The sequence below is a fragment of the Prosthecobacter sp. genome, assembly GCF_044222565.1.
GTDB lineage: Bacteria > Verrucomicrobiota > Verrucomicrobiia > Verrucomicrobiales > Verrucomicrobiaceae > Prosthecobacter.
Map to the genome: position 1 here is coordinate 1 of NZ_JBGANA010000003.1, position 24,423 is coordinate 24,423.

General features: G+C 58.7%; 18 protein-coding genes. 7 read left to right on the forward strand and 11 right to left on the reverse strand.

Going from position 1 to position 24,423, the window contains the following annotated elements:
- The coding region (locus ACILSR_RS04480; protein WP_395748529.1) for an ATP-binding protein at positions 1-2,411 on the reverse strand (2,411 nt) is incomplete at its 3' end.
- Positions 2,412-2,614: 203 nt separating this feature from the next.
- Between ACILSR_RS04480 and ACILSR_RS04485 the strand changes: the two genes are divergently transcribed.
- From ACILSR_RS04485 to ACILSR_RS04500, 4 genes are all read left to right on the forward strand, one after another.
- Positions 2,615-4,696 carry a prolyl oligopeptidase family protein gene (locus ACILSR_RS04485; RefSeq protein ID WP_395748530.1) on the forward strand — a complete coding sequence of 694 codons (2,082 nt, stop codon included), beginning with the start codon at positions 2,615-2,617 and terminating at the stop codon, positions 4,694-4,696.
- A 13-nt stretch (positions 4,697-4,709) separates the two neighbouring features.
- Positions 4,710-7,055 carry an AMP-binding protein gene (locus ACILSR_RS04490; RefSeq protein ID WP_395748531.1) on the forward strand — a complete coding sequence of 782 codons (2,346 nt, stop codon included), beginning with the start codon at positions 4,710-4,712 and terminating at the stop codon, positions 7,053-7,055.
- Positions 7,056-7,233: 178 nt separating this feature from the next.
- Complete coding sequence (locus ACILSR_RS04495) at positions 7,234-9,279, forward strand: VIT and VWA domain-containing protein (protein ID WP_395748532.1); 2,046 nt, start codon at positions 7,234-7,236, stop codon at positions 9,277-9,279.
- On the forward strand, positions 9,279-9,908 hold the full coding sequence (locus ACILSR_RS04500; protein ID WP_395748533.1) for a rhomboid family intramembrane serine protease: 630 nt from the start codon (positions 9,279-9,281) through the stop codon (positions 9,906-9,908). Before ACILSR_RS04495 ends, ACILSR_RS04500 begins: the two co-directional genes overlap by 1 nt.
- A gap of 352 nt (positions 9,909-10,260) precedes the next feature.
- Here the strand turns inward: ACILSR_RS04500 and ACILSR_RS04505 are convergent, their stop codons facing one another.
- Entirely contained in the window at positions 10,261-11,454 is a 1,194-nt protein-coding gene (locus ACILSR_RS04505; RefSeq protein WP_395748534.1) for a DUF1080 domain-containing protein, read from the reverse strand.
- Positions 11,455-11,576: 122 nt separating this feature from the next.
- Between ACILSR_RS04505 and ACILSR_RS04510 the strand changes: the two genes are divergently transcribed.
- The gene (locus ACILSR_RS04510) at positions 11,577-13,025 is read left to right on the forward strand and encodes a DUF1501 domain-containing protein (RefSeq protein ID WP_395748535.1); all 1,449 of its coding nucleotides are present in this window, start codon (positions 11,577-11,579) and stop codon (positions 13,023-13,025) included.
- A 58-nt stretch (positions 13,026-13,083) separates the two neighbouring features.
- Here ACILSR_RS04510 and ACILSR_RS04515 read toward each other — a convergent pair whose 3' ends face one another.
- A complete protein-coding gene (locus ACILSR_RS04515) occupies positions 13,084-13,788 on the reverse strand; it encodes a zinc ribbon domain-containing protein (RefSeq protein WP_395748536.1) in 705 nt (234 codons plus the stop codon).
- A gap of 192 nt (positions 13,789-13,980) precedes the next feature.
- Between ACILSR_RS04515 and ACILSR_RS04520 the strand changes: the two genes are divergently transcribed.
- Entirely contained in the window at positions 13,981-14,892 is a 912-nt protein-coding gene (locus ACILSR_RS04520) for an NDP-sugar synthase (RefSeq protein WP_395748537.1), read from the forward strand.
- 71 nt (positions 14,893-14,963) lie between these two features.
- Here ACILSR_RS04520 and ACILSR_RS04525 read toward each other — a convergent pair whose 3' ends face one another.
- Positions 14,964-16,292, reverse strand: a complete 1,329-nt coding sequence (locus tag ACILSR_RS04525) for a 3-deoxy-D-manno-octulosonic acid transferase (protein WP_395748538.1) — start codon at positions 16,290-16,292, stop codon at positions 14,964-14,966.
- Complete coding sequence (rsmD, locus tag ACILSR_RS04530) at positions 16,273-16,854, reverse strand: 16S rRNA (guanine(966)-N(2))-methyltransferase RsmD (protein ID WP_395748539.1); 582 nt, start codon at positions 16,852-16,854, stop codon at positions 16,273-16,275. Before rsmD ends, ACILSR_RS04525 begins: the two co-directional genes overlap by 20 nt.
- 219 nt (positions 16,855-17,073) lie before the next feature.
- Between rsmD and ACILSR_RS04535 the strand changes: the two genes are divergently transcribed.
- On the forward strand, positions 17,074-17,610 hold the full coding sequence (locus ACILSR_RS04535) for a cupin domain-containing protein (RefSeq protein ID WP_395748540.1): 537 nt from the start codon (positions 17,074-17,076) through the stop codon (positions 17,608-17,610).
- Between the two features lie 43 nt (positions 17,611-17,653).
- Here the strand turns inward: ACILSR_RS04535 and ACILSR_RS04540 are convergent, their stop codons facing one another.
- From ACILSR_RS04540 to ACILSR_RS04565, 6 genes are all read right to left on the reverse strand, one after another.
- The gene (locus ACILSR_RS04540) at positions 17,654-18,682 is read right to left on the reverse strand and encodes an alpha/beta hydrolase (protein WP_395748541.1); all 1,029 of its coding nucleotides are present in this window, start codon (positions 18,680-18,682) and stop codon (positions 17,654-17,656) included.
- 13 nt (positions 18,683-18,695) lie between these two features.
- The gene (locus ACILSR_RS04545; protein WP_395748542.1) at positions 18,696-21,011 is read right to left on the reverse strand and encodes a DUF6797 domain-containing protein; all 2,316 of its coding nucleotides are present in this window, start codon (positions 21,009-21,011) and stop codon (positions 18,696-18,698) included.
- A 181-nt stretch (positions 21,012-21,192) separates the two neighbouring features.
- Positions 21,193-22,185 carry a Fic family protein gene (locus ACILSR_RS04550; protein ID WP_395748543.1) on the reverse strand — a complete coding sequence of 331 codons (993 nt, stop codon included), beginning with the start codon at positions 22,183-22,185 and terminating at the stop codon, positions 21,193-21,195.
- A 39-nt stretch (positions 22,186-22,224) separates the two neighbouring features.
- Positions 22,225-22,644, reverse strand: a complete 420-nt coding sequence (locus tag ACILSR_RS04555; protein ID WP_395748544.1) for a hypothetical protein — start codon at positions 22,642-22,644, stop codon at positions 22,225-22,227.
- Complete coding sequence (locus tag ACILSR_RS04560) at positions 22,644-23,045, reverse strand: hypothetical protein (protein WP_395748545.1); 402 nt, start codon at positions 23,043-23,045, stop codon at positions 22,644-22,646. Before ACILSR_RS04560 ends, ACILSR_RS04555 begins: the two co-directional genes overlap by 1 nt.
- Positions 23,046-23,283: 238 nt before the next feature.
- Positions 23,284-24,417, reverse strand: coding sequence for a PQQ-binding-like beta-propeller repeat protein (locus ACILSR_RS04565; RefSeq protein ID WP_395748546.1), 1,134 nt, complete (start codon positions 24,415-24,417; stop codon positions 23,284-23,286).
- Positions 24,418-24,423 lie beyond the last annotated feature (6 nt).

Consider the following 24,423-nt stretch of genomic DNA (forward strand, 5'->3'; position numbering starts at 1 on the left):
TTCGCCAACCACAAAATCCCCGTCGCAGTCACCTGGATGTTCTTCTTTACCGGCGTGAGCTTGAAGGTTTCGAAGGACAGCGTGGCCGGATCGTACTGATCACGGATCTTCTGCGTGTCGTCGGCGATCTGCTTTTCCAGCTCGGCAATGTCAGCCTGAATCGATTGCAGTTCCTGCTCGGCTGCTTTCACATCCTGGCCTTCTTTCCAAGCCCGGGAGGCGCTGGTGATGGTGCTTGCTTTGGCGATGCTGCCCTTGCGCCCCATGAACATGCCGAGAAGGCTGCTGCCGATCTGCACGGCGGCGCTCAGCTTGGCACCGCTGGCCTGCGCCTGCTGAGCGTCGATTTTTGACGAGGCTTTTTCGGCTTTTTCCTGCAGCGACTTCATGGCCTTTGCCGTTTTGGTGCGCAGTTCCTCGATGGCGGCGTCGCGCTGCTCGCGCGCGGTTTGCGTGATGCGGGCCTTGAACTCGTCCTGCTTTTCGCCGGGATTGGAATAGGCTTCGAGCAGCGAGGAAAAGAAAACTTCGAGGCTGTGGTTGGCATAGACCCAGTCGGCAAAGTCTTTTTTGATGCTGGTGTAGGTCGTGGTTTTCAGCGCCGCACCGGGCAGATCGGCGTAAGCCGCATTCTCCTTCGGCTCGGAGTCAAACTTGGACAGGTCTTCGTTCTTTGGCACATCCACAAACTTGTCCCACAGCACCTTCTGCTTTTCGATGTCGATCTCATTGACGAGCGTGATGATGCTCCTGCCGCTGATCTTTTTCTTGGCATCGTCAAACACAACCGTAGCGCTGCGCAAGATGGCCGGGGTGTAGGTGAGGCGCTCGCCATCTTCATCACAGGGCTGGAAGAGTTCCGTGGCACCATCGGGCAGCTTGGGACGCAGCGTGTTGCGTTCCGCCGCCGTGTTGCTGCTGGCCCCTGGAGGTGCGAAGCCATCGTCCTCGGCAGCCGCCGCTGCCGCCTTGACTCCTGCTTTCGGGCGCAGCGGATCCATCAATGCCTTGATCTGCGGGCGTGAGAGCGGTCCGCCGAGATAGCTCATGAGCCAGCGCACGGTGAAGACCACGGGGTGGTCCTCATGCACGTTGTTCATGAGGAAGACGCGATTGCCCAGCCCGGCGAGGGTCTGCTCCATTGCCTGGCGGTCAAACTTGCCGCCTGCTGTATTGGCAGCGCCTTCAAGTCCTTCAAGCACGCGCATCTTGTCGCGCTCGGTCTGCAACCGTCCGAGCCACCAGGTGCCGATATTGGCCAGCGCCTTGTAATCCAGGTCGGCGGGATTCTGCGTGGCCAGCAAGATGCCAAGGCCAAAGGCACGCGCTTGTTTGAGCAAAATCATGAGCGGCTTTTTCGAAGGCGGCATCGCCGTCGGTGGGAGGTAGCCGTAAATCTCGTCCATGTAGAAAATGGCGCGCAGGGAGGTAGTGCCCTGCTGCGTGCGCATCCAGCCAAGAAGCTGGTTCATCAGCAGCGAGACGAAGAACATGCGCTCGGTATCGCTGAGATGGGCGATGCAGAAGATGGTGATGCGCGGCTTGCCCTCGGGCGTGTAGTACATGCGCTGGATGTCGAGCGGCTCGCCTTCCAGCCAGGTGCTGAAGCCGGGGGAGGCCAGCAGGTTGTTCAGCTTCATCGCCAGCGCTGTGCGCTTGGCCTCAGGCAGGAAACTGTCGAGATCGACGACACCGATCTTGCGGATCGGCGGCTGTTGAATCTGACGCACGAGATTTTCGAGCGTGCTGTTCTGCCCCTTCTTCCAGCAGAAGGCGACGATATTGCTGAGGAGAATATGCTCGGGCGACTGGACGGGATCGGCATCCACGCCGATGAGCCCGAGCATGGAGGAAACCGTGCTCTCGATGCGGTCTCCGAGCGCTTCAGCATCTTCCATCACCACCGCGGGCGGGCAGTTTAGCGAGCTGAGAATGGAGACTGGCAGACCTGCATTGCTGCCTGGCGTGTAAATCGACATCTCAACTGTCTCGCGCAGTTTTTTGATGCGGTCGGCGCTCTGCCCCCATTCGCCCAACCCCTTCTGCCAAAGGGCCGACTGTGCCGCCGCGTAGTCATCCGGCGACTGGCCTTTGCGGCGAGCTTCGTCTTCATTGATCCACGGACGAAACTCCTGCGGGGAGAGATTGGGAAAGGTGAGCAGCGCATTGCCGATATCACCTTTTGGATCGATGGCGATGACTGGCACCCCATCCATGGCGGCTTCTTCGAGGAGGGCGAGGCAGAGACCGGTCTTGCCGGAGCCGGTCATGCCGAGCACAACGCCGTGAGTCACGAGGTCCTTGGAATCGTAGAGGATGAGGCCGTCCTGAATCTGCTTTGATTTGAGATCGTATTCGCGACCGAGGTAGAAGGTGCCGAGCTTTTCGTATTGGTCAGGAGAGATGGGCATGGCGGTGATTTGGATGGAGTGCTGAAAGCGTGGAGAGGAAGTCGCTAATGCAACCGGGAAAAGCAGGATTCACAAGCCGGGTACCAGCCGCGACGGCTTTCCCCGCGTTATGCTTCCGGTGGCTGGCTGTCGAATGCCCGTGGGATTGCAAAGTGGAAATTGGCAGGCAGGGTGACGGCATGCGCCTCGCATTCCTGCTACTCATGACCACCGCCTCTCTTTCTGCCGAATCGTTGTCCTATCCCCAGACGCGGAAGGAGGATGTGGTGGACTCGCACCACGGCGTGAGAATTTCGGATCCTTATCGCTGGCTGGAGGATGACAACTCTGAGGAGACCAAGGCCTGGGTGAAGGCGCAGAATGAAGTGACTTTCGCCTACCTGGAGAAGCTGCCACGCCGTGAAGCGATCAAGACGCGGCTGCAAAAGCTGTGGAACTACGAGCGCGTGGGCCAGCCCTTTGAGCGCGGCGGGCGGTGGTTTTTCACGCACAACTCGGGGCTGCAAAATCAGGCGGTACTGATGACGGCGGAAGCTCTGGACGGGGAAGCCAAGGTGTTGCTGGATCCAAACGCCATGTCAAAGGATGGCACGACCTCGCTCTCAGACTATTCACCGACGGAGGACGGTAAACTTATCGCCTACGGCGTGTCGGAGGCCGGAAGCGATTGGAACACCATCCGCGTTCGCGACATCGCCACAGGTCGTGATCTGGACGATGAGGTGAAATGGGTGAAGTTCAGCGGCGTCTCCTGGAAGAAGGACGGCAGCGGCTTCTTTTACTCACGCTACGATGAGCCAAAGGCCGGCGCCGCGCTCACGGCCAAGAACGAATTTCACAAGCTCTACTTCCACACGCTGGGCAAACCGCAGAGCGATGACAAGCTGATTTACGAGCGCAAAGACGAGCCCAGGTGGGGCTTCGGCGGCGGCGTGACTGAGGACGGCGAATACCTCATCATCCAGGTCTGGCTCGGTACAGAGCCGAAAAACCGCGTCTTCTACAAGAAGCTCGTCGGCGATGCACCCGTGGTGGAACTGCTGCATGAAAACGACGCGCGCTATGAGTTCATCGACAATGAAGGTCCCATCTTCTATTTCCGCACGGACCTCAATGCGCCATGCTATCAGGTCATCGCCATCGATGTGCGCAAGCCCCAGCGCGGCAGTTGGAAAATCGTCGTTCCCGAGGTGCCAAAGGTTCTTCTGGAAGGCGTCAGCACGGTGGGAGGCCAGATGTTCTGCGAGTACCTGCGCGATGCGAAGACCGAAGTGAAGTGCTTCGATCTTGAAGGAAAACTCATCCGCGAAGTGAAGCTGCCCGGCATCGGCAGCGCCGGTGGTTTCGGCGGTCACCGCCATGACATCGAGACCTTCTTCACCTTCACCGGCTTCACCTCTCCCGGCACCATCTACCGCATGGATTTGAAAACCGGCGAGAGCAAGCTGTGGCGCAAGCCCCAGGTGGATTTTGACGGCTCCGCGTATGAAACCCAGCAGGTGTTTTATCACAGCAAAGACGGGACGAAGGTGCCCATGTTCATCGTCCACAAAAAAGGCCTCAAGCTCGACGGTTCAAATCCGACGCTGCTGTATGGCTACGGCGGGTTCAACATCAACATGGTCCCCGGCTTCTCCGTCTCACGCGCGGTGTGGCTGGAGATGGGCGGCGTGTTTGCCATGCCCAATCTGCGAGGTGGTGGCGAGTATGGCCGCGCCTGGCACCAGGGTGGTATCAAGCTCGGCAAGCAGAACGTCTTTGATGATTTCATCGCCGCTGCTGAATGGCTCATCAAAAACAAATACACCACCAGCGCGAAACTCGCGATCCAGGGCGGCAGCAATGGCGGCCTGCTCGTCGGTGCGTGCATGACCCAGCGCCCGGAGCTCTACGCTGCGGCTCTCCCCGCAGTCGGCGTCCTCGACATGCTGCGCTTCGAAAAATTTACCATCGGCTGGGGCTGGAGAAGCGACTACGGCAGCGTGGAAAATCCCGCTGAGTTCAATGCCCTGCGCAGTTACTCCCCCTATCACAATCTCAAGCCCGGCACCCGCTACCCCGCCACCCTCGTCCTCACCAGCGACCACGACGACCGCGTGGTGCCCGCCCACAGCTTTAAATTCGGCGCCCGTCTGCAGGCATGCCAGGCCAAGGACGGTCCGCCTACCCTGATCCGCATCGAGACCAGCGCTGGTCATGGCGCTGGCACTGCGTTGAACAAGACGATCGAGAAGACGGCGGACGAGTGGGCCTTTTTGGTGAAGGCGCTGGAGGTGAGGGACTGATTGGTGTCATTTTTTGGCATCAGGAGCCTCCATCGGTTGGGTCAATGGCAGCTCACAAGATATCGATTGGATTAAAACTCGGGTGACTCGAAAGATCGTGAGCATGAATCCAAACTTGCTCATCAATTTCATCGTGTCGGACTTCCTGATTCATCCGCTGCTATGGCTGATCAGTCGCACTCTATATCGTATCAAAGTTGTGGGGCATGAGCACGTTCCTGAGAGCGGAGGTGCGTTGTTTGTGTGCAATCACCTTTCGTTCATGGATGCCTGCTTTCTGATGGCCACGAACAAGAGACGCATTCGCTTCATTCTTTTTAAAGGCATCTATGAAAAATGGTGGGTGAAGCCTTTCGCGCGCGCTCTGAAAGCCATTCCGATCAGTTCCGAGGGAAGGCCACGGGAAATGATCCATTCACTGCAGGCGGCGACAGCCTGGATCAAAGAAGGGCACATTGTGTGCATTTTTGCGGAAGGGCAGATCACAAGAACTGGTCAGCTGCTCCCATTTCGACGGGGCATGAATCGCATCATGAAGGGCGTGGACGCGCCGATCATCCCGGTGCATCTCGACAATGTTTGGGGCAGTATTTTCAGTTTCGAAAAAGGCCGCTTTTACACCAAGGTGCCACGCACGCTGCCTTATCCGGTCACCGTTAGCTATGGCAGTTCTTTGCCTGGCACTGCCAGTCCGCAGGAGGTGAGAAAGGCTGTCGCTGAACTCGGTGCCACAGCATGGGAGTTCCGCAAAGATCGCATGCCAACGATCCATCGCTCCTTCGTCCGGACGGCCCGCCGTCATCCCCTACGCTTTTCGATGACGGACTCCAGTTCAGCACGGATTTGCTTCTTCACGGCGCTGACCAGGGCCATCTTTATCGGGCGCAGGTTCCGAGGGGTGTTGAAGGATCATGAAGTGGCCGGGCTTCTGCTTCCGCCATCGGTTGGGGGTGCTCTTGCCAATTATGCAGCGCTGCTGATGGGCAAGGTGCCTGTGAATTTAAACTACACCCTTTCCGAGGAGGGTATCGCCTCCTGCATCGGTCAGAGCGGAATCCGCACCGTGATTACGTCCCAGAAGTTTCTTTCGCGGCTGAACTTGAAACTTCCTGTGGAAACGGTCTTCCTGGAGGATGTTGCGGCAAAGCCACGCTTGGGGGAGAGAATGGTGGCTTTGGCTCTCGCTTTGTTTTGTCCAGTGTCGCTGATAGAGAAGGCGCTCGGGAGCCGGAGGAAGCGTGAGATTGACGATCTTGCCACTCTCATTTTCTCAAGTGGCAGCACGGGTGAACCAAAGGGGGTGATGCTTTCGCATTACAACATCGTTTCAAATGTGGAGCAGATTGGCCAGGTGTTCTCTTTTGCATCGGACGACCGGATTCTCGGCATCCTGCCCTTCTTCCATTCTTTCGGCTTTACGGGTACCCTTGGGGCGCCGGCGCTGCTTGGCTTGGGAGCCGCTTATCATTTCAATCCCACTGACTCCAAGGCCGTGGGCGAACTCGTGAATAATAATGAGATCACGTTCCTGCTTGCAACGCCCACCTTCCTCCAGCTTTACATGCGCGGCTGCAAGCCGGAGCAGTTCGGGAGTGTGCGCTTTGCCATGGTGGGCGCGGAAAAACTCCCCGAACGCCTTGCAGCGGCTTTTGCCGATCAATTTGGCTTTCGTCCCATGGAGGCCTACGGCTGCACTGAATGCTCACCTGCGGTGAGTGTGAATCGTGAGGACTTCCGTGCTGCGGGATTTAGACAAGTGGGCGGTAAGCGCGGCACGATCGGGCATCCGCTGCCTGGAATGAGCGTGCGCATTGTTGATCCAGAGACCGGTGTGGAATTCCCGGCAGGACAGTCCGGGCTCATGCTGCTGAAGGGACCGAACATCATGTGCGGCTACTTGAACAACGCGGCCAAGACCGCCGAGGTGCTCAAGGACGGCTGGTATTGCACCGGCGACATCGCCTCCGTGGATGAAGACGGTTTCATCACGATCACAGACCGGCTTAGTCGCTTCAGCAAGATCGGCGGAGAAATGGTTCCCCACATCAAGATCGAGGAGAAACTTCAGGAGATCGCCGACACGCCCGCGCAGGTCTTTGCTGTCACCAGTCTGCCTGACGCAAAAAAGGGCGAGAAGCTCATGGTGCTGCATGTCTTGCAAGACGCGCCTTTTGAGGCCGTGCTTGAGGAGTTCGCGAAAGCTGAACTGCCGAACCTGTGGAAACCGAAACGCGACCAGTTTGTTCGGGTGGAATCTCTGCCGATGCTTGGCACCGGCAAAACAGATCTGCGCAAAGTGAAATCGATGGCGGCTGCAGCCGAAATGACCCTCGGCGTGGATTCATCCTCTGCTAATTGATGCGCACAAAAGGAGGTGCGTTTTGAGCTGGTTCGTGGGCGAACGGCTTGATGCATCAGATCATCGAGAGGCTCAATCGAAGGATATGTTATATGAATTACCCGCCGCTTGGCGGGCAGATGAGTGTCGGGGTGCTATGAAAGCACAAACACACATATCGATAACGACGTTCCAACGCATGCGTCATGCCGTCTCCACGCGCTCTATGCAGCGCATTGTCATCACCCTCGGTCTTGTTCTGGGCCTCGCGGCATCCGTCAATGGCGCCGGCACACTCACGCCAAAGACCTCATCGGATCAACCGATCCAGATCCGGGATCATCATCTCGAGGTGACGCTGAACAACGGTTTCGCCCGCTCGGAGGTGACGCAGACTTTCTTCAACCCAAACGACAAGGATCTGGAGGCGGTTTACCGTTTTCCAATTCCCAAAGGCGCGAGTCTTTCTGAGGTGACAATGACTCTGGGCGAAGTCGATATTCACGGCGAGGTCGTGGAGAAGGGGAAGGCGAAGACGATTTATGAAAACGAAAAATATGCGGGCAATGACGCCGGCTTGGCGACAAAGAACGGTTATCAATCCTTCGACTTTCAGGTGCACCCGGTGCGGGCCAGGAGTGAGACGCGCCTGCGCATGGTGTATTACCAACCCCTGGAAATAGACACTGGAGTCGGGCGCTTTGTTTACCCGCTCGAGGAGGGTGGCACGGATGAGGTGGCTGCGAGCTTCTGGAATCCGGTGAACTCTAAAGTGGAGGGCACCTTCTCTGCCGCCTTCGAGCTCAAATCTGCCTGGCCTGTGGCCAATGTTCGGATTCCCGGCTTTGAAAAAGAAACGGTCACAGATAAGCTGGCGGACGGTCACTATAAGGTGCGCGTCGAAAAGAAAGATCATGCGCTCACGGGAGATTTGGTTTTCTACTATCGTCTCGCGGATGACCTCCCAGGGCGTGTGGAACTCATTCCTTTCCGCAAGGGTGAATCTGGGGCCGGCACGTTTATGATGGTGGTGACGCCGGGATTGGATCTGAAGCCATTGACCTCGGGTGCGGACTATGTCTTCGTGCTCGACACTTCAGGCAGCATGCAAGCCAAGCTGCGTGTGCTGACTGACGGGGTCTGCCGTGTTCTGGGCAAGATGCAGCCTCTTGATCGTTACCGCATCGTGACTTTCTCCAACTCCGCTTCGGATCTGACCCAGGGCTGGAAAATAGCTGAGGAGGCGAATTTGCAGGAGACCATGAAACAGATTTCAGCGCTGCGTCCGGGGGGCAGCACCAACCTTTATGAGGGGCTGGCTCTGGCAATGAAAGACTTGGATGCGGATCGTGCCACAAGTGTGATTCTTGTGACCGACGGTGTGACGAACACCGGCGTGGTGGACCCTATCGCTTTTCATAAGCTGACGAAGAGCCACGACATCCGCATCTTCGGCTTTCTTCTCGGCAACAGCGCGAACTGGCCGCTCATGCGCACGGTGTGCGACGCGAGCGGCGGCTTTTACGCGGGCGTTTCAAATGCAGATGACATCCTTGGCCAGATCCTGCAGGCAAAAAGCAAGGTGCTGCATGAATGTCTGCACGATGCAGAACTGAGCATCACAGGCGTGAAGACCTTCAATACCACCGGCTTGCTTCCTGGCAAAATCTATCGCGGCCAGCAGATGGTGATGTTTGGCCAGTATGAAGGCTCGGGCGAGGCGGAACTCCTGCTCAAAGCACGCTTGACCGGCGAGGACAAGATATACCGCACCAAGTTCCGGTTTCCCGACAAGGACGAGGCGAATCCTGAAATCGAACGGCTCTGGGCGATGGATCAGATCGAGCAGTTTGAACTGAAAGCGAACACCGGAGTGATGCCGTCCGGCGAGTCGGAATCCGCCATTGCCGACTTGGGAGTGAAATATCAACTGGTGACCGACCACACCTCAATGTTGGTGTTGGGAGATGACTCCTTCGTCAAGCAGGGGGTCGAGCGGCATAATCAACAACGCGTCGCCACGGAGCGCTCCGCACAGGCTGCGCGTTCAGCAGCTCCAGCGCCGGTGAGTTATCGGGTGGACAATGCATCGCAACCCTTTACTCCGTCGGCCGCACCTGTTGTGAGTAGCAGAGGGAGTGGTTCGGGTGCCGGGGCCTTGTCCCCGTGGGCGGCGCTGTCGATGGCACTATTTGCGGTGGCCGCTCTGGGCGTGACTGGACCCACCAAACGGGAGCAACTCTGATGCATGCAGCCAGGCAGGCCGATCAAACGGGATGCCCGCCTCTGGCGGGCATCCTGCTGGCGCTGGGCATCGTTCTGGTGGCGCTGACGATGCAGGCCCTGCCTTCGCTCGCGGATCATTTTCAGTGGCAGCGCGGAAGAGAGAATGGAGTGACTATGCTTACGTCTCACCTTTGCCACTGGTCTTGGAATCATATCGTCTGGGACCTGCTGGCGTTCGTGGTGTTGTCGCTGTTGAGCCTGCGTCTCATGCCGTCGCGTTATGGGATTTGCATGCTCGTCGCCGCTGTGCTGATCACATTGGAGGTCAAAATGAACCAACCTCTCCTGACGGCGTATCGGGGACTGTCGGGCGTGGATACGGCTCTGCTGGGGTTGGTGATCGCTGCGTTGTGGTGGCAACCCTCAAGTGATCGGACTGGGATGTCTCCCCGGCTGCTGGCCCTGCTGGGCGGATGCGGCTTCATAGCCAAAACCTTGTATGAAATGATCACTGGCGGAAACGTCTTCGTTGAAGTCGGACAAGATCCCTTCGTTCCGGTCGTTTCATCACATCTGGTTGGCTTTATCAGTGGCTTGGCTGTGGGCTCTTTCAGGATGTGGATGCGTCCGGTCTTGAATAAGTCCTGATCGAATACGGGGAGTACGGAGGTTTGGATCTAATGCCAGGCCAAGGATGGTCGCGCTTTTTTGGATTTGTATCGAAACCCACGTTGCATCAGGCGCGGGAAGAGTGTTTCGGCGAGATCCGGGTCTTCAGAAACAGGGAGATGATTATTCTTCTGCGCATGGAAATCGTTTTCGCATCTCATCTTCCATAAAGCTATGGTGAGCCTGTTGGTCTTCAAACACAGTGCAGGAATTGGTGTTCTATTTGTAACTGCCAAGCAGACTCTTCTGGTTGCATCTACGTCGCTATTAAAAACGACTATTGCTCAACAGTCTTCACGTCGAATGCCTGGGGATGCCCCTGATGAGAGCCTTATTTACGCACATAAAAATTAGCGAACGTCACTGCCATCCCAAAATCCGCCACTCCCACCGGTCCTCTCGCGGCTACTTTCAGCTCCGCTTCCTTCACCTGCGGGTTCGCTTCCTGCGTTTCAGTCAGCGTCGCTGTGGCCTTGCTGCCATTGAGCTGGAGGCGAAGGCGATACCATTTTCCGACCTTTACCTGATCAGGACCAAAAACAATCGGTGCCTTGCCGGTGCCGATGAGCACTGCCGGATCCTTTTCCCCACGCACGCAGAAGCCCGCACATGGCGTGTTCAGATTGGAGGTTTTAAGCAGCTGGAAATCGGCGATGAATTCACCATTGGCGATTTCAGCATCGCTCCACAGCGGGGCGGCCTCCGGGCCATCACCGGCCTCCAGCTTGAGATTCCAGTTTGAGGGCTTCCAGCGTGCTGCGGTTCCTTCAGGGACTTTCCAGCCGCGCAAATCGAGACCGTTGTACAGATGCTTCCAGCCTTGATCCAGCGGCGCGGAGTCTGCCTCCGTCGCGCCCGTGCTTGGCAGTTCCTTGATGCGCACATTTCGAAACTCGACCGGTGCGCCTTCGGATTCCAGAGCGAGGTAACCTTTGCGCCAGAAGCACTTGTCCCCGCCGCTGACGACTTTGCCATTCACGGCGAGCGTGAGAGTTCCGTTGTTTCCGGTGATGCGGTAATGGTTCCACTCGGGCGATGGCTTGCTGCGTTCCTCGCTCGGGAAGCTGCGCTGCCCGTTGTGGTCTCCGTGCGGTTCCATCGTGGCACCATGGATGGGAAACACATCGCCATGCGTGGTGAACCAGCGCGGCTTCTTCGGATCGGCGTGCTTCATGTACCCATGGTCCAGCACCTGCACCTCGATGCCGCGCAGAAAGGGCACGCCGGGCGCGGAGATGGGGCTGCCCCAGATGAACACGCCTGAGTTGCCACCACTGCTCAGGTGCCGCCACTCGCACTCCAGAATGAAGTTCTCATACTGCTTCTCCGTTCGCATGGCTCCGGTGGGGATGCCCGTGCAGCTCACCACCCCGTCTTTGATGCTCCACGTTTCCGGGGCGCAGTTCGCGTTCACCCATCCGCTGAGGTCCTTTCCATTGAACATGGGCACAAAGCCCTCCTCCTCCGCGGCATGGCTGAAGAGCGTGGAAAAAGCGAGGGCGCAAAGCAGAGCGGCTGGTTTCATGCAGTCATCATACGCAGAATCTAAGGACGTCCTGCAAGTTCATGCAGCCAAAGTCTCGGGGCGCTTCCCAGTCGTGCGCGCCCCTTGAAACATCCGCACCGCCTCCTTCGTACGCTCGCTTGATGATTTCAGAAAACACAGCGCTCCGCGACCAGACCCGCCGCCACTTTTTCAGCCAGTGCGGCATGGGCATCGGTTCCGTGGCGCTGGCTTCGCTGATGGCGGAGCGCGGCCTGCATGCGGCCAGCGCTGCAGCCGCGGCAGGACCTGGGGTCATGAAGAAGGCGAATGTGACGCCCCGCGCGAAGAGTGTGATCTACCTCTTCATGGCCGGCGGCCCCTCGCAGCTGGAGCTCTATGATTACAAGCCGAAGCTGGTAGAGCTGAACGGCCAGCCCATTCCGCAGAGCTACATCGAGGGCAAGCGCTTTGCTTTCATGGGCACCAGCAACGGGTTCAAACTCCTTGGCACCCGCCGAGAATTCAAGCAGCGCGGCCAGAGCGGCACCTGGGTCAGCGACATGCTTCCTTACACCCAGGGCATTGTCGATGACATCAGCGTCGTCACCACCTGCAAAACCGAGCTCTTCAATCACGCCCCGGCCAAGCTTTTCATGAATACCGGCAGCGGTCAGTTCGGGCGCCCCTCCATGGGCTCCTGGGTCACTTACGGCATCGGCAGTGAGTCCAGTGATCTGCCCGGCTTCGTCGTCCTGCAAAGCGGACCCCGCGGCCCGCGTGGCGGCTCCGTGCTTTGGGGCAGCGGCTTCCTGCCCACTACCTATCAGGGTGTGCCGCTGCGTGGCACCGGAGAGCCGATCCTGAACCTCTCCACGCCCGCGAGTTACAGCGCGGCCAGTCAGCGCCGTGTCATTGATACCGCGCGCGAGCTTAATCTCTCCCGCTTGGTTGAAACCGGCGACGATGAAATCCAAACCCGCATCAATGCCTACGAGATGGCCTGGCGCATGCAGAGCAGCGCGCCCGAACTCATCGACCTGCGGGGTGAATCAAAGGCCACGCTGGATCTCTACGGCGTTGATCCATCGCAACCCTCCTTCGCGCGCAACTGCCTCCTCGCTCGTCGCCTCGTCGAGCGTGGCACCCGCTTCGTGCAGCTCTACCACACAAGCTGGGACAACCACGGCGGCAAAGGCGAGACCCTCGAAGACGACTTCCCCAAGGTCGTCAAAGACGTCGATCAAGCCTGCGCTGCCCTCATTCGCGATCTCAAATCACGCGGCCTCCTCGAAGAAACACTCGTCATCTGGGGCGGCGAATTCGGCCGCACACCCATGGGCGAAAACCGCGACAAGACGGGCCGCAATCACCACATCGACGCCTTCACCATGTGGTTTGCCGGTGGCGGCGTCAAAGCCGGCCAGACCTTCGGCAAAACGGATGAACTCGGCTTCGGTGTTGCTGAAGATCCTGCCCACGTGCACGACATCCACGCCACCATCCTGCATCTCCTCGGCTTGGAGCACGAGAAACTCACCTTCAAATTCCAGGGCCGCGACTTCCGCCTTACGGACGTCCACGGCAAAGTCCTGCACAAGCTGCTGGCGTAGGAGGGGGATCATCCTGATCCCCGTCTGAAATGACAGATCAAAATGATCCTACCACCGCCTACTCCACCAGATACAGAATTCGCCCGCAGCTTTCGCACTGCGTGATCTTCTCGGACTGCCTCAGCGACTGCATGACGCCCGTGACCACCTTCATGTGGCAGCCGCCGCACATCATGTTTTCCATCGGCACGATCGCCGCGTCGCCCTTCTTGTTGAAAATGCGGGTGTAGAGATCCAGCGCATCCGGGTCGATCGGCTCGGCCATCTTGGCACGTTCGGCGTTGAGTTCGTCGAGACGCTTTTTCACGCCCTCGCCACGCTCTTCCAGATTCTTCAGCTCTTCATTCACTCGGGTTTGCGTCCCTGCCAGCTTGGTCTGCGCTTCCTTCAGCTTCGCCTTCGCGGCTTCCAGCGCCTCCATTTGCTCCAGTTCGCCGTCCTCCAGCTTGGTCACATCGGCCTGGTAGCGTTTGATTTCGTGACCAAGGGCGGCGAATTCATCATTTTTGCGCGTCTCAAACTGCTGATCTTGCAGGCGCTTGATGGAGGTCTGGCGCGTCTGCACATCCAGCTGGATGTTTTTGATCTTCACCTCGACTTCCTTCATCGCAAGGTTCGCGGCATCCACGGCGGCCTGATCTCCTGCCAGCTGCATTTTCGCCCGTGTCTGGAGGTTGGGAATATCCTTGAGGTCTTTCTGCAGCGCGCGGATGCGCTGGTCACGTTCCTGAAGCTGGATGAGTTTCGTGAGGTCTTGAAGCATGTGTGTATGATGTAAGCCGAAACGGGGAAAAAGCACAAGTGCTCTGTTTTTAGGTTCTCGGTCCTCCGTGGGGAGTCAAACTTCCCTGCGAGCGGCAAACAGAGAGCGGAGAACCATGAACAGAGAACTTCTTCAACCTTGACGCCCCCACCGCCCGGCGAAAAGGTACGCGCTTTCCATTTCCCTCCTCGAATGAAACCCACCCTTCTTATCCTCGCTGCCGGCATGGGCAGCCGTTACGGCGGCCTGAAACAACTCGATGCCATGGGGCCGTCCGGAGAGGTTGTGCTCGATTATTCCGTCTTTGACGCCATTCGCGCCGGTTTTGGCAAGGTGGTCTTCGTCATCCGCCGCGACTTCGAAGAGCTCTTCCGCACACAAATCGGTTCCAAGTACGCTGGCCGCATCGAGGTGCAGTATGCGTTTCAGGACATCAACGATCTCCCGGCCGGATTCACCGTTCCCGAAGGCCGCACCAAGCCCTGGGGGACGGCCCACGCGCTGCTCTCCGCGGAGAAGGTGGTGAACGAGCCCTTCCTCATGATCAATGCGGACGACTTCTACGGTCAGGATGCCTACACAAAGATCGCCGCAGACCTCACCCAGCCCCGCCCGCAGGATGGCAAGAGCCATTGGTCCATGGTCGGCTTCTACCTGAAAAACACCCTTTCCGATCACGGCAGCGTCTCCCGCGGCGTGTGCACCTGCGATGCGAATGGCATGCTCAAAACCGTGCTGGAAATGACGAAGATCTTCAAGCATGGCGACGAAGCGGAAAACCGCGAGGTGGAGGGATCGTATGTGCCGCTGACGGGCAACGAGGTTGTGTCCATGAACTTCTTCGGCTTCACGCCAGACATCTTCGCGCACCTGAAAAAAGCCTTCGCCGAATTCCTCGCCGAACGCGGCACCGAACTCAAATCCGAGTGCTACGTTCCCGCCCAGGTGGATGCCCTCATCGCCGCCGGCAAAGCGGATGTCCGCGTGCTCGAAACCACCGGAAAATGGTTCGGCGTCACCTATCCCGAAGACAAAGCCGAGGTGGTGGCCAGCATCCGTGCGCTGGTGGATGCGGGGGAATACCCGCAGTCGTTGTGGGGGTGAAAAAAGTAGTCCTGAGCTTTAGCTCGTTCTGGGAAGGGCGAACGATTTCCAATCCGAGCTAAAGCTCTCAACTACTTTCCCAGAAGCCGCTCCACACTTCGCATCGTCGCACCCTCATGAGTCTTCAGCGCCTCATGTCCGGCCTGGGCCATGCGTGAGGCTTTCTCCTTGTCCTGCAGCAGTGCGAGGCAGGCAGACTCCAGCTCCGCAAAACTCGCCACCTGCTGCGCACCGCCTTTTTTGAGCAGCAGATCCACCAGCGGGCTGAAGTTTTCCATGTGGGGGCCGAAGAGGACGGGCTTTTTGGCCAGTGCGGCTTCAGCAGGGTTTTGCCCGCCTTCGGCGAGGAAGCTTTTCCCGATCACGACGATGGAGGCGAAGTGCTGCCAGGCCGCGAGTTCGCCGGTGGTGTCGATGATCATGACAGAGTGGTTTGCCTCAAACAAGGTGCCCCATTGACTGCGCAGGACTGGGGTGATGCCCACTGTTCGCAGAGCCTCGCAGATCTCGGTGCGGCGCTCCACGTGACGCGGGACAATGAGCAATGCCAGGCCGCGCACTTTCTCGCGCAAGCGCAGGAAGACGCGGGCGATTTCGAGCTCTTCCCCGGCATGCGTGCTGGCGGCCAGAAGAATGGGCGTCTCGGGGCTGGAAATGCCGTTGGTCGTGAGGATCATGCGCAGTTCGGCCATTTTCAAATCGGGAACGGCGGCGCCTTCAGGGTCGTATTTGATGCTGCCCGTGAGGTGGATGCGTTCAGGCTCCACTCCGAAGCCCTGCCAGCGCGCCACGTCGTCAGGCTCCTGCACGAGCACCTGCTTCAGCATGCCAAAAATGGGGCCGATGAGGGCGCGGAATTTGTGGTAGCGGCGTGCGCTGCGGGGGGAGAGCCGCGCATTGACGAGGGAAACTGGAATACCCAGGCGATAGGCGGAAGCGGTGAGGTTTGGCCATACCTCTGCCTCGACGAGCACAAGTTGTGTGGGCTGAATGCGCTCAAGCATGAGGCGGCCTACGCCGGGCAGATCGAGCGGGCTGTAAATCGCAACGACGCGTCCAGCATGCAACGCGGCCAGCTCTTCCGCCAGCGCATAGCCCGTAGGAGTGGTGGTGCTGAGCACGATGCCGAGATCGCTCTGTGTTTTGATCAGGCGTGAGATGAGCTTTTTCGCCACGCCCACCTCTCCTACGCTCACCGCGTGCACCCAGAGGCGTTCGCGTTGGGGCAGTGCATTGATGGCTTCCTGCGTCTCGTTTGGGAAAAATCCGATGCGCTGCGCCAGATCCTGCCAGCGTCCATTGCGGCGCCGCATCTTGATGAAGGCGCCGGGCAGCATCAGCACCAGCCCGAGAGGCAGTGCCAGATTGTAGAGGGTGAGGCTAAGCGCTTTCGATGCCATGCGGGATTTTGCGCAGCCAGACAATGCGGGTGGAGCCGTAATTACGGTCGGTCAGCACCTCCCAGTCTGGCCAGCTTTTCGTTTCGCGGTTGAAGTGATGACTTTCGAGAATGAGGTGGCTCTCCGCATGCAGCAGCGCGGGCAGAGATTCTTCGGCTAGCAGTTGGGCCACGAAATCCGTGTCCTTGTCGCTGTGCGTGTAGGGCGGGTCGGCAAAGATGATGTCAAATTGCTTGCCGTCTTTGGCCAGCAGCGGCAGCAGCCGGAAGACATCGCTGTGGCGAACCGTCGCACCCGTCAGCCGGGTCTTGGCGATGTTTTTGCGGATGACCTCGCAGGCGCCTTTGTTTTCATCCACCAAGGTGGCGGAGGCCGCGCCGCGGCTCAGGCATTCCAGCCCCAGGGCCCCCGTGCCGGCAAAAAGGTCCAGCACATGCGCCCCCGGGACGAGCTCTCCCAGCATGGAGAACACAGCCTGCCGCACCCGGTCCTGCGTGGGACGGGTGACGGTTTTGGGCACTTCGAGAGCCAGCCCTCCTGCACTGCCTGAAATGATGCGCACAGGTCTCTTTAGCGGTGGGTTGGAGGGATGCAAGAATGGGCTTCAGCACACGAGCCCAAGCTGCCTGAATCAATACGCGGCATCCAGGAAGTCGCCGGGAAACGCCCCTCGATCTTTAGATGACTAAGACAGTCTCCGAGCTCTTCACAAAGAAATGAGCGATGTGCTGAAATTCGACAATAGGCAAAATGGCTATTATAAGTAAATATGGAAAATACAATGAAGCCACCGTTTGGGTTCGGGGACAGCAACGTCGCCGCCACTTTCCTTCGACCCTCCAGCCATTCGCCGCAGATTCAGACCGGCACTATCCACCATCAGGATTTGCAGCCGTCGCCCATCAACCCAGATTGGATTCTCGAGGGCAGTCCCATCGCCAGGGCCACCACCCTCGCTATCGCTCCGGACGGCACGCTCTCCTGCGCTGTCTGGGAATGCCACGCCGGTAGCTTTAAATGGGTGTTCGGCCTGGATGAGATCATTCAAATTTTGGAAGGCGAGGTGGTGATCGAAGAACAAAATGAAGGCCGCAAGGTCCACACCCTGCGCGCCGGCGACACCGCCTTTTTTCCAGATGGATTGACCACGCACTGGACCGTGACCAACTACGTGAAAAAGTTCGCCATTCATCGCACCATTCCCCGCTCCATCCTCTGGCGCGCCAAACGCAAAATGCGCCACCTGATGGGCAAATATTTCAAGCCAAGCGTGAGTTGCCAGGGTGCCAGTTCGGCGGCGAGACCCGGCAGGGAATAGCTTCTTGCGAAAAGCCCGGCGGTGGTTGCGCAGCAGGGAAGGGTTACTTTGCTTCTGACGATGCCGGAGTCTCCGTGGCTGCACCCGGCACTCCTTGAAGATGCTTGGCGAACCACTCGATTTCCACCTGCGTGGCTTCATCAAATCCTTCTTTGTACACCCCGTAGTGGGTGATGCCTTTGATGACGTGGATCTTGGAAGGCACATGGCGCTCCTGCAGGCTTTTCAGAACAGCTTCCACGGTGGCATTGCTGCTGAGTTCTTCATTCTCCGCCAGCACGAAGAGGGCCGGAGCATTGATCTTCGTGGCTGCTTCGGTGGCGCTGAACCCGATGTTCTTCACCGGGTTAACGCGCATGTTGGCATAGGTCGCCATCTTGCCGGTGAGTTTACCCGTTTCCACGGGTACGGGCTCCACTTCTCCGCGCGCCTGCTGGCTTGCCAGCTCGTAACCACGTTTGATCGCGGCTGGTCCACGTGCCCCCGCCATTCCAGGCACTTGTGCGGCCACGCATTTCACGCGCGGATCATTCCCTGCCACCCAGGTCACCAGCCCGCCGCCGTAGCTGCTGCCCCAAAGCCCGATGCGTTCAGGATCTGCATGCGGCTCGCCCGCCATAAAGCTGATGGCCGCGCGGATGTCCTCCGTCTGATCGGTGTAGTTCATCTGCCAGCGCAGCGCTTTGACTTTGATCGTCATTTCGTTGTTTGCGTCGGGCGCAGGCTGCGGCTCGATGGCCTTGAGCTGGCTTTCGCTCTGCCCCCAGCCACGATAGTCAAAGGCAAGCACGATGTAGCCTTTCTCCGCAAACAGCGGGGCAAGCCGCGCCTGCGTGCCGCCCTTGGTGCCACCAGTCCCGGCGCAGAGCACAATGGCGGGAAGCTTCTCGCCGGATTTCAGGTCCTTGGGCAGATAGAGATCTCCCGCCATGCGGGTGCCATCGCTCCAGATCGAAACAGGCCGCGTTTCTACCTTGTCCGGCAATGGCTGGCGCTGGCGGCCGCCCTTCTTTGGGGTTTGTGCGGCAGCCGCGAGAGTCATCGCGGCTAGAAGGAGGAGTGCAGTTTTCATGGTGGGTGGGAGATTAGGGCCGAGCGAGCACGGGAACGGTGAGGTAGAGCACACGCTCCACCGGCCTGCCGTCGGCGCTGCGCAGCTTCAGATTGAGCTGGAGCTGGTGGCTTTTGCGCATGTCAGCAATGTCGAGCGTAAGTGTGCGGGCATCAGGGGAGAGCCTTGCCGCCTTGATGGCAAGGGCGTCACGCTTGGATTCCTTGGGGTGCGTGACCGAGTAGTCCAGTGAGCCATAGGCACCGCTCCAGAAGTAATTCCAGCGTTCCGCAGTAAAGTTTGTGATATCTGCTGCCGCCTGCGGATGCAGCGGATCAGAAAAACGCAGTTCCACACCGCTCGTTGTCACGGCGAAGTCCACGGGCATATCGGCGGGCTTGCCCGTGTAGCGCACGCGGTAGAGTCCGCCTGCGCGTCGCGCCGTGGTGAGCCACCCGCGCAGGCCCGCCACATACACCTGGCCGTCGCGCGGATGCACGCGGCCCCGCATGATGCCGGAGTCAAACGGCAGGTTCATCGGCACCATCGCGCCCTGTTCCAGATCGCCCACCCTGTGCCGCAGTGTGGCAAACAACGCACAGCGACCGTAGCTGGTGAAAAGGAGCTGGTGGCTCAGCGGTCCCCATTGGTCAGTGACGGCCCAGAATGGCGCGCCGCTGGAGTTGTCCACCGCCCAGGGTATCCAGGCCAGCGGTCGGTCGTAGAGACCTATGGGCACCGGACTCTTCGGACCGTAGCCCGCAAACCCGAGCTCTTTGCGCACAGCGGGATCGCTGGGATTCACGCTGATCGTTTTGCCACCCCATCTCATTTCGATCTCGCGCTGCGCGGAGGGCATCATGCCGTAAAAACCTCCTGGGCGAATGAGGTTCACCTTGCTGGAGGGCTGCCAGTGCCCCTGGTTCTCGCTCACTGCGATCTCTCCGGACGGACTGATGGCCACTCCGTTTGGCACCCGCAGTCCGGTGGCGATGATTTCCAGTTTTGAGCCATCGGGCGGCAGTTTGAAAATCACGCCTTGGTGCGGCGTCGAGATGTCCGGCAGCCATGGCGTGGCCTTGCCAAAGTAGAAATTTCCTGCGCTGTCGGTTTGCAGGTCGAGGTTGTAATCCGCAGGGTTGGTGGAGAGGATCGTGTCGTTGTTGAAGTTTTCGTAGTGGTCCGCTTCACCATCCTTGTTCAGGTCGCTCAGGTGCGTGATCTGGTCTCGTCCAAGCACATACATTTTGCCCTGCACAATCCGCAGACCGAGCGGCTGGAAAAGTCCGCTGGCAAAGCGACGCCACGAGAGCTGTTCCAGTTTGTCATCAATGCCGGACACCACCCAAACCTCTCCCTGCGCGGTGCAGACAGCCGCGCGGCCATCGTCAAAGAAATCAAAGCCACCGAAGAGCGTGTCCGCCTTCCACGGATTCTTGAGCGGTTCCGTGAGGTGGTCCACCACATAAGCCGCGTCGTCTTTCGCACGCTCGCCGACGGTCTGCACCGGCTCCGGCCAAAGCGGAGTGCCGCCTTGCGTGAGGGGACGCAAATCGGCGCTCACCGGCGAAAGGGCGAGCACATCATTCGGAGCTTCGTGAGTCTTGCCCATTGGGGCAATGTCCAGCCGAAACGGCTGATTCGCCGTGACAGCCGCGAGCTTCAAAATCACCGAACCTTCCCGCGCCTCCCACGTCGCTCCCTCTCCACCTTCGCAAGCCACGAGGAAGGTCTCACCATTCGCCGGATTGCGCACGATCCTTCCGGACTCCGCCGGCTCCAGCACCGCTCCTGGCACATGCAGCACCGTCAGCGCGAGGTTCGTCGCATTCTGTGCGGTCTGAAACGTGCGCGTGAATACAGGCCACTGCTCCACCCGCTCAAAGCCGGGCAGTTCCAGCACATCGATCGCGCCCACCGAGTAATGGAGCACCACCTTTTTGCCGTGCACATAAAGCCCCTTGTGATGCGCCCAATCCTTCGGCAGTGGGCCTCGTTTGCCAGCGCGCGGGTCGGCGAATTTCCCCTCTTTTCCCCATCCCGGTATCGCTGCCGTGCCAAATCTCACATTGCCAGCCACCGTCGGCGGCGGCGCATTGAAGCGCGGCACCGTCAGCCCATAGCGCTTTCCCTTCATCACCCATCCCAACGACAGGCGCACCAGTTCCGAATCATAGCAGACATACGCATCCTCATCCTTGCCGAGCGTGATCACCATCCCTTTGTAAGCGATGACCTCCTCCTCGCTGCGCCATCGAATGCACCCCGAGTAAAACGGCCCCCGCTGCTTCTGCGTCGGATCCTCCTCTGGCGGCGCCTCGATGGCGTAAGAACACACGGCGGCAGCCATGAAGAGAGCAATAACAAAGCGGGGCATCACTGGATCGGGAAAAGAACATCCAACCCTCCGAAGTGAAATAGTTTCAATTCGAAATAAATTAGCTTCGTCCACTCAGTGGGCTTTTCGCCTACCTGTCTCAGGCCACTCCACCCTGCTCTCCGAAGCGGATCTTTCCTGCCCCCGTATCGCGTCAGCCTTTGGCGGTGAGACGATACTTCTGCTGGCTGCTGTTCGGCTTGTCCGGCAGCGTTCGCTCAATAAGGCGGGCTTCGAGGGCGGGCTGGAGGTAGTTCTTGCGAAAGGTAGGCCGGTGGGAAAGCCCCAGCTTTTTCATGCAGTCCAGCGCACTCAGCGGCCCATTCGCCAGACACTTGAACAGCGCCTTGACTTGGTCGGTCACTTGGTCGCTGACTTGGTCGGTGGTGGTGACTTCTTCCAGGCTTTGCAGCAGGGTAGAAAGCATGAATTCGATGAACACCGTGGACTGTCCAGCCTTGTCTGCGGCCGCGAGAGCTCTGTAATAACCAGCCTGCTGCTCGCGGATGACGCTTTCCACCGGCAGGAATGCCAGTTCGGGCTTCCACCGACTGAGAATGAGCGTCTGCCACAGCCGTCCGATGCGGCCGTTTCCATCAGCAAAAGGATGGATGAACTCCAGCTCGTAATGTACCACACAGCTTGTGATGAGAGGATGATGCGGCTTCTGCTTCAGCCAGCCGAGCAGATCCTTCACCAAACCCGGCACGCCTGCAGCGGACGGTGCCAGATGGACAAGCTTGGCTCCCTGCATGATGCCGACGCCTCCTGAGCGGAAGTGCCCCGGACGATCCACGAGGCCCTGCATGAGAATGCCGTGTGCCGCCAGAAAATGCTTGGTCGAGGAAGGGTTCCAGTCATCCAGTTTCTCGTAGGCGGCGAAAGCATTGCGCACTTCCAGGATGTCCTTTGCCGGACCTAGCACTTTCTTTCCTTCTACCACCGCAGTGACCTGGTCGAGCGACAGCGAATTGTTCTCGATCGCCAATGACGAATGAATGGTTCGCAGGCGGCGGCTCCTGCGCAGCTTGGGTGTCATGGCCTCCGGGTTCTGCGCCTCCCAACGTCCCAAGGCCTCGCTGATCAGCGCGACGAGATCGAGCACCCTGGGCGTGATCGTAAAGGGTGGTGCGTAAGCTGCGGACATCTTGGGAAGCGCTATTGTAGCGCGGCCTGCGCGGGAAGTTCAACTTTTGGAGGAGGGGATTTTCGGAAGCAGCTCGGGGCTGTCCCGGTAAATCCTCACCGCTGAGGGGCCGACAAACACATCGTAGTCAAAGTTGTCAGACCTGAAGTGGATCTCCCATTCGGGAGCGTGTTCGGTCACCAGCGTTTGCAAACCACGCAGCAAATCCATCGTGACGATCTTGGAGTTGGTCACTTCGAACCCCATGCCACGTGAGCGCATGATCGTTGGCTCAAGATAGTAATCGCCTTCGCAAAAGGCATTATTTTCACCGTGCAAAGCCATAAGCTCCTCGAGCTTGTCGTAGAGCCGGTAATACTCGGCGGAGAACTCCTCGTCGCTGACGGAAGGAGCTGGAGGATTGTAGGGCGTGTCGAGCCGGGACAAACAATCCTCTTTGGAGAGTTCCAAGTTGATCATCACCATGCCCTCACTTTCGGTTCCAGATATTTCCATGCGCATTGCTCGGCCTGCTCTCTTGCCTGCCGGCCCGAAACGCAGGTCAGACCTGCCCAGTTTGAGGATCCGATCTCTGCGCCTGCCAGCCGGGCATCGGTGACGGCCCACCACCAGTCATCGTCAGCCATCTCCTCGGCTCTCAGGAAAAGGTCGGCCCAGCGCGATGAGCAGTCATCGTCCAAGTCTCCAGTCCAAATCAAGGGGGCTGCAGTGTCGCGATTCACGGTCAGGTCTTTGTGATTGAATGCTATGGTTCCTGGTGGCAGGTCGTCGGCAGAGATCGCTTGCAGTAGCAGTGCGTACTCTTCCTGAGTCTGGGTGCGGGCGTATTCGATGGCGTGAATGGTGGCTGTTTTTGCCATCCAAGGGGAGTGGAAGACCAATGTATCTCCGAGAGTAAAAGGGCAGAGTTGGTTGGTTGGGATGCCTGTCATCACGGCCAAACCACGGCCTGAGATCGTGAAGGCTGCCTGTCTCAGTTTGAAAAGTGGAGGCTGCATCGGAGTTGATCCGGTTTGTCTGGCGTTGTGATCTACGAGAGGGCTGTGTTTTTGCGTGAGCGCTGATCGACAGATAAGAGTGTTTATCGTTCACTCCTCTTCACTTCCCATTCTTAAACACATACAGCACCCCGTCATCCGCGCCAAAGATCACATACTCTCCTGCCACGGCAGGTGAAGTCTTCACCGGCGCACCGATTTCATTGTGCCAGACTTCTTTGCCGGTCTTCAAATCGAGCGCGTAGATGTAGCCGTCGTCGGCACCGAAGATGGCGACCTTTCCTGCACAGACTACGGCGCTGCTGTCGATGCGATCTCTCGCACGAAACTCCCAAAGCTGCGCCCCGGTGGCGCGATCGATCGCATGGAAGCGCTTGTCCCGGCCGCCCACATACACGCCCTTCTCCCAGATCGCCGGCGCGGCGTAGTATTCAAAGTCTCGCTCGCCGTATTCCCAGAGCTTCGCGCCATCGGCGATCTTGTACGCTCCCACGCGGTTGCCGTAGTGGCTCACGTAAATGACACCATCTGAGATGGCGACGTTGTTGCCAATGTACGCCCCCACTTCGATCTGCCGCTCCTCCTTGCCCGTCTTCACATCGTGCACATGCAGCACGCTGTCGCAGCCGCCGAAGACCACCTTGCCCTCGCCCACCGCGGAGCCGCCGTTGATGTAGTAGCCGGTTTCTGCCGCCCACTCCTTCGCCCCGGTTTTGGCATTGAGGCAGTAGATGGAGTAGTCGTAGCTGCCGATGATGATTTTCTGCTCCTTGGAGTCAGGATCCGTCCACACGTTCGCGGCGGCGTGGATCTCGGCCTGCGTTTCAAATTTCCACACTTCTTTGCCGGTGTCTGCATTCCAGGCATACACAAAACCATCCTGACAACCCACGACCACGAGCTCCCCCGCAAACGCCGCCGCCCCGTCAAACGCTCCTTTGGCTTCCGCCTTCCACACTTCCTTGCCCGTGGCCAGATCAAGGCAGAAAAACTTCCCGTCCTTGCAGCCGGCATAGACCTTGCCCCCTCGCACGACGGCGCTGGACACCAGCATCTCCGCCTGCCCCTTCGGCTTGTCCATCAGCTTGAACTGCCAGGCGAGCGTGAGGGGAAATTTCAGCTCCACGGGCGAGGTGCCTGTCATAGCCGCGTTGCCGCGAGAATCCGGCCAGTCCGCCGTTTGGGCATGCAGGGCGGCTGAAAAGAGGAGGCTGAGGAAAAGCAATGTTCTCATGAGTTT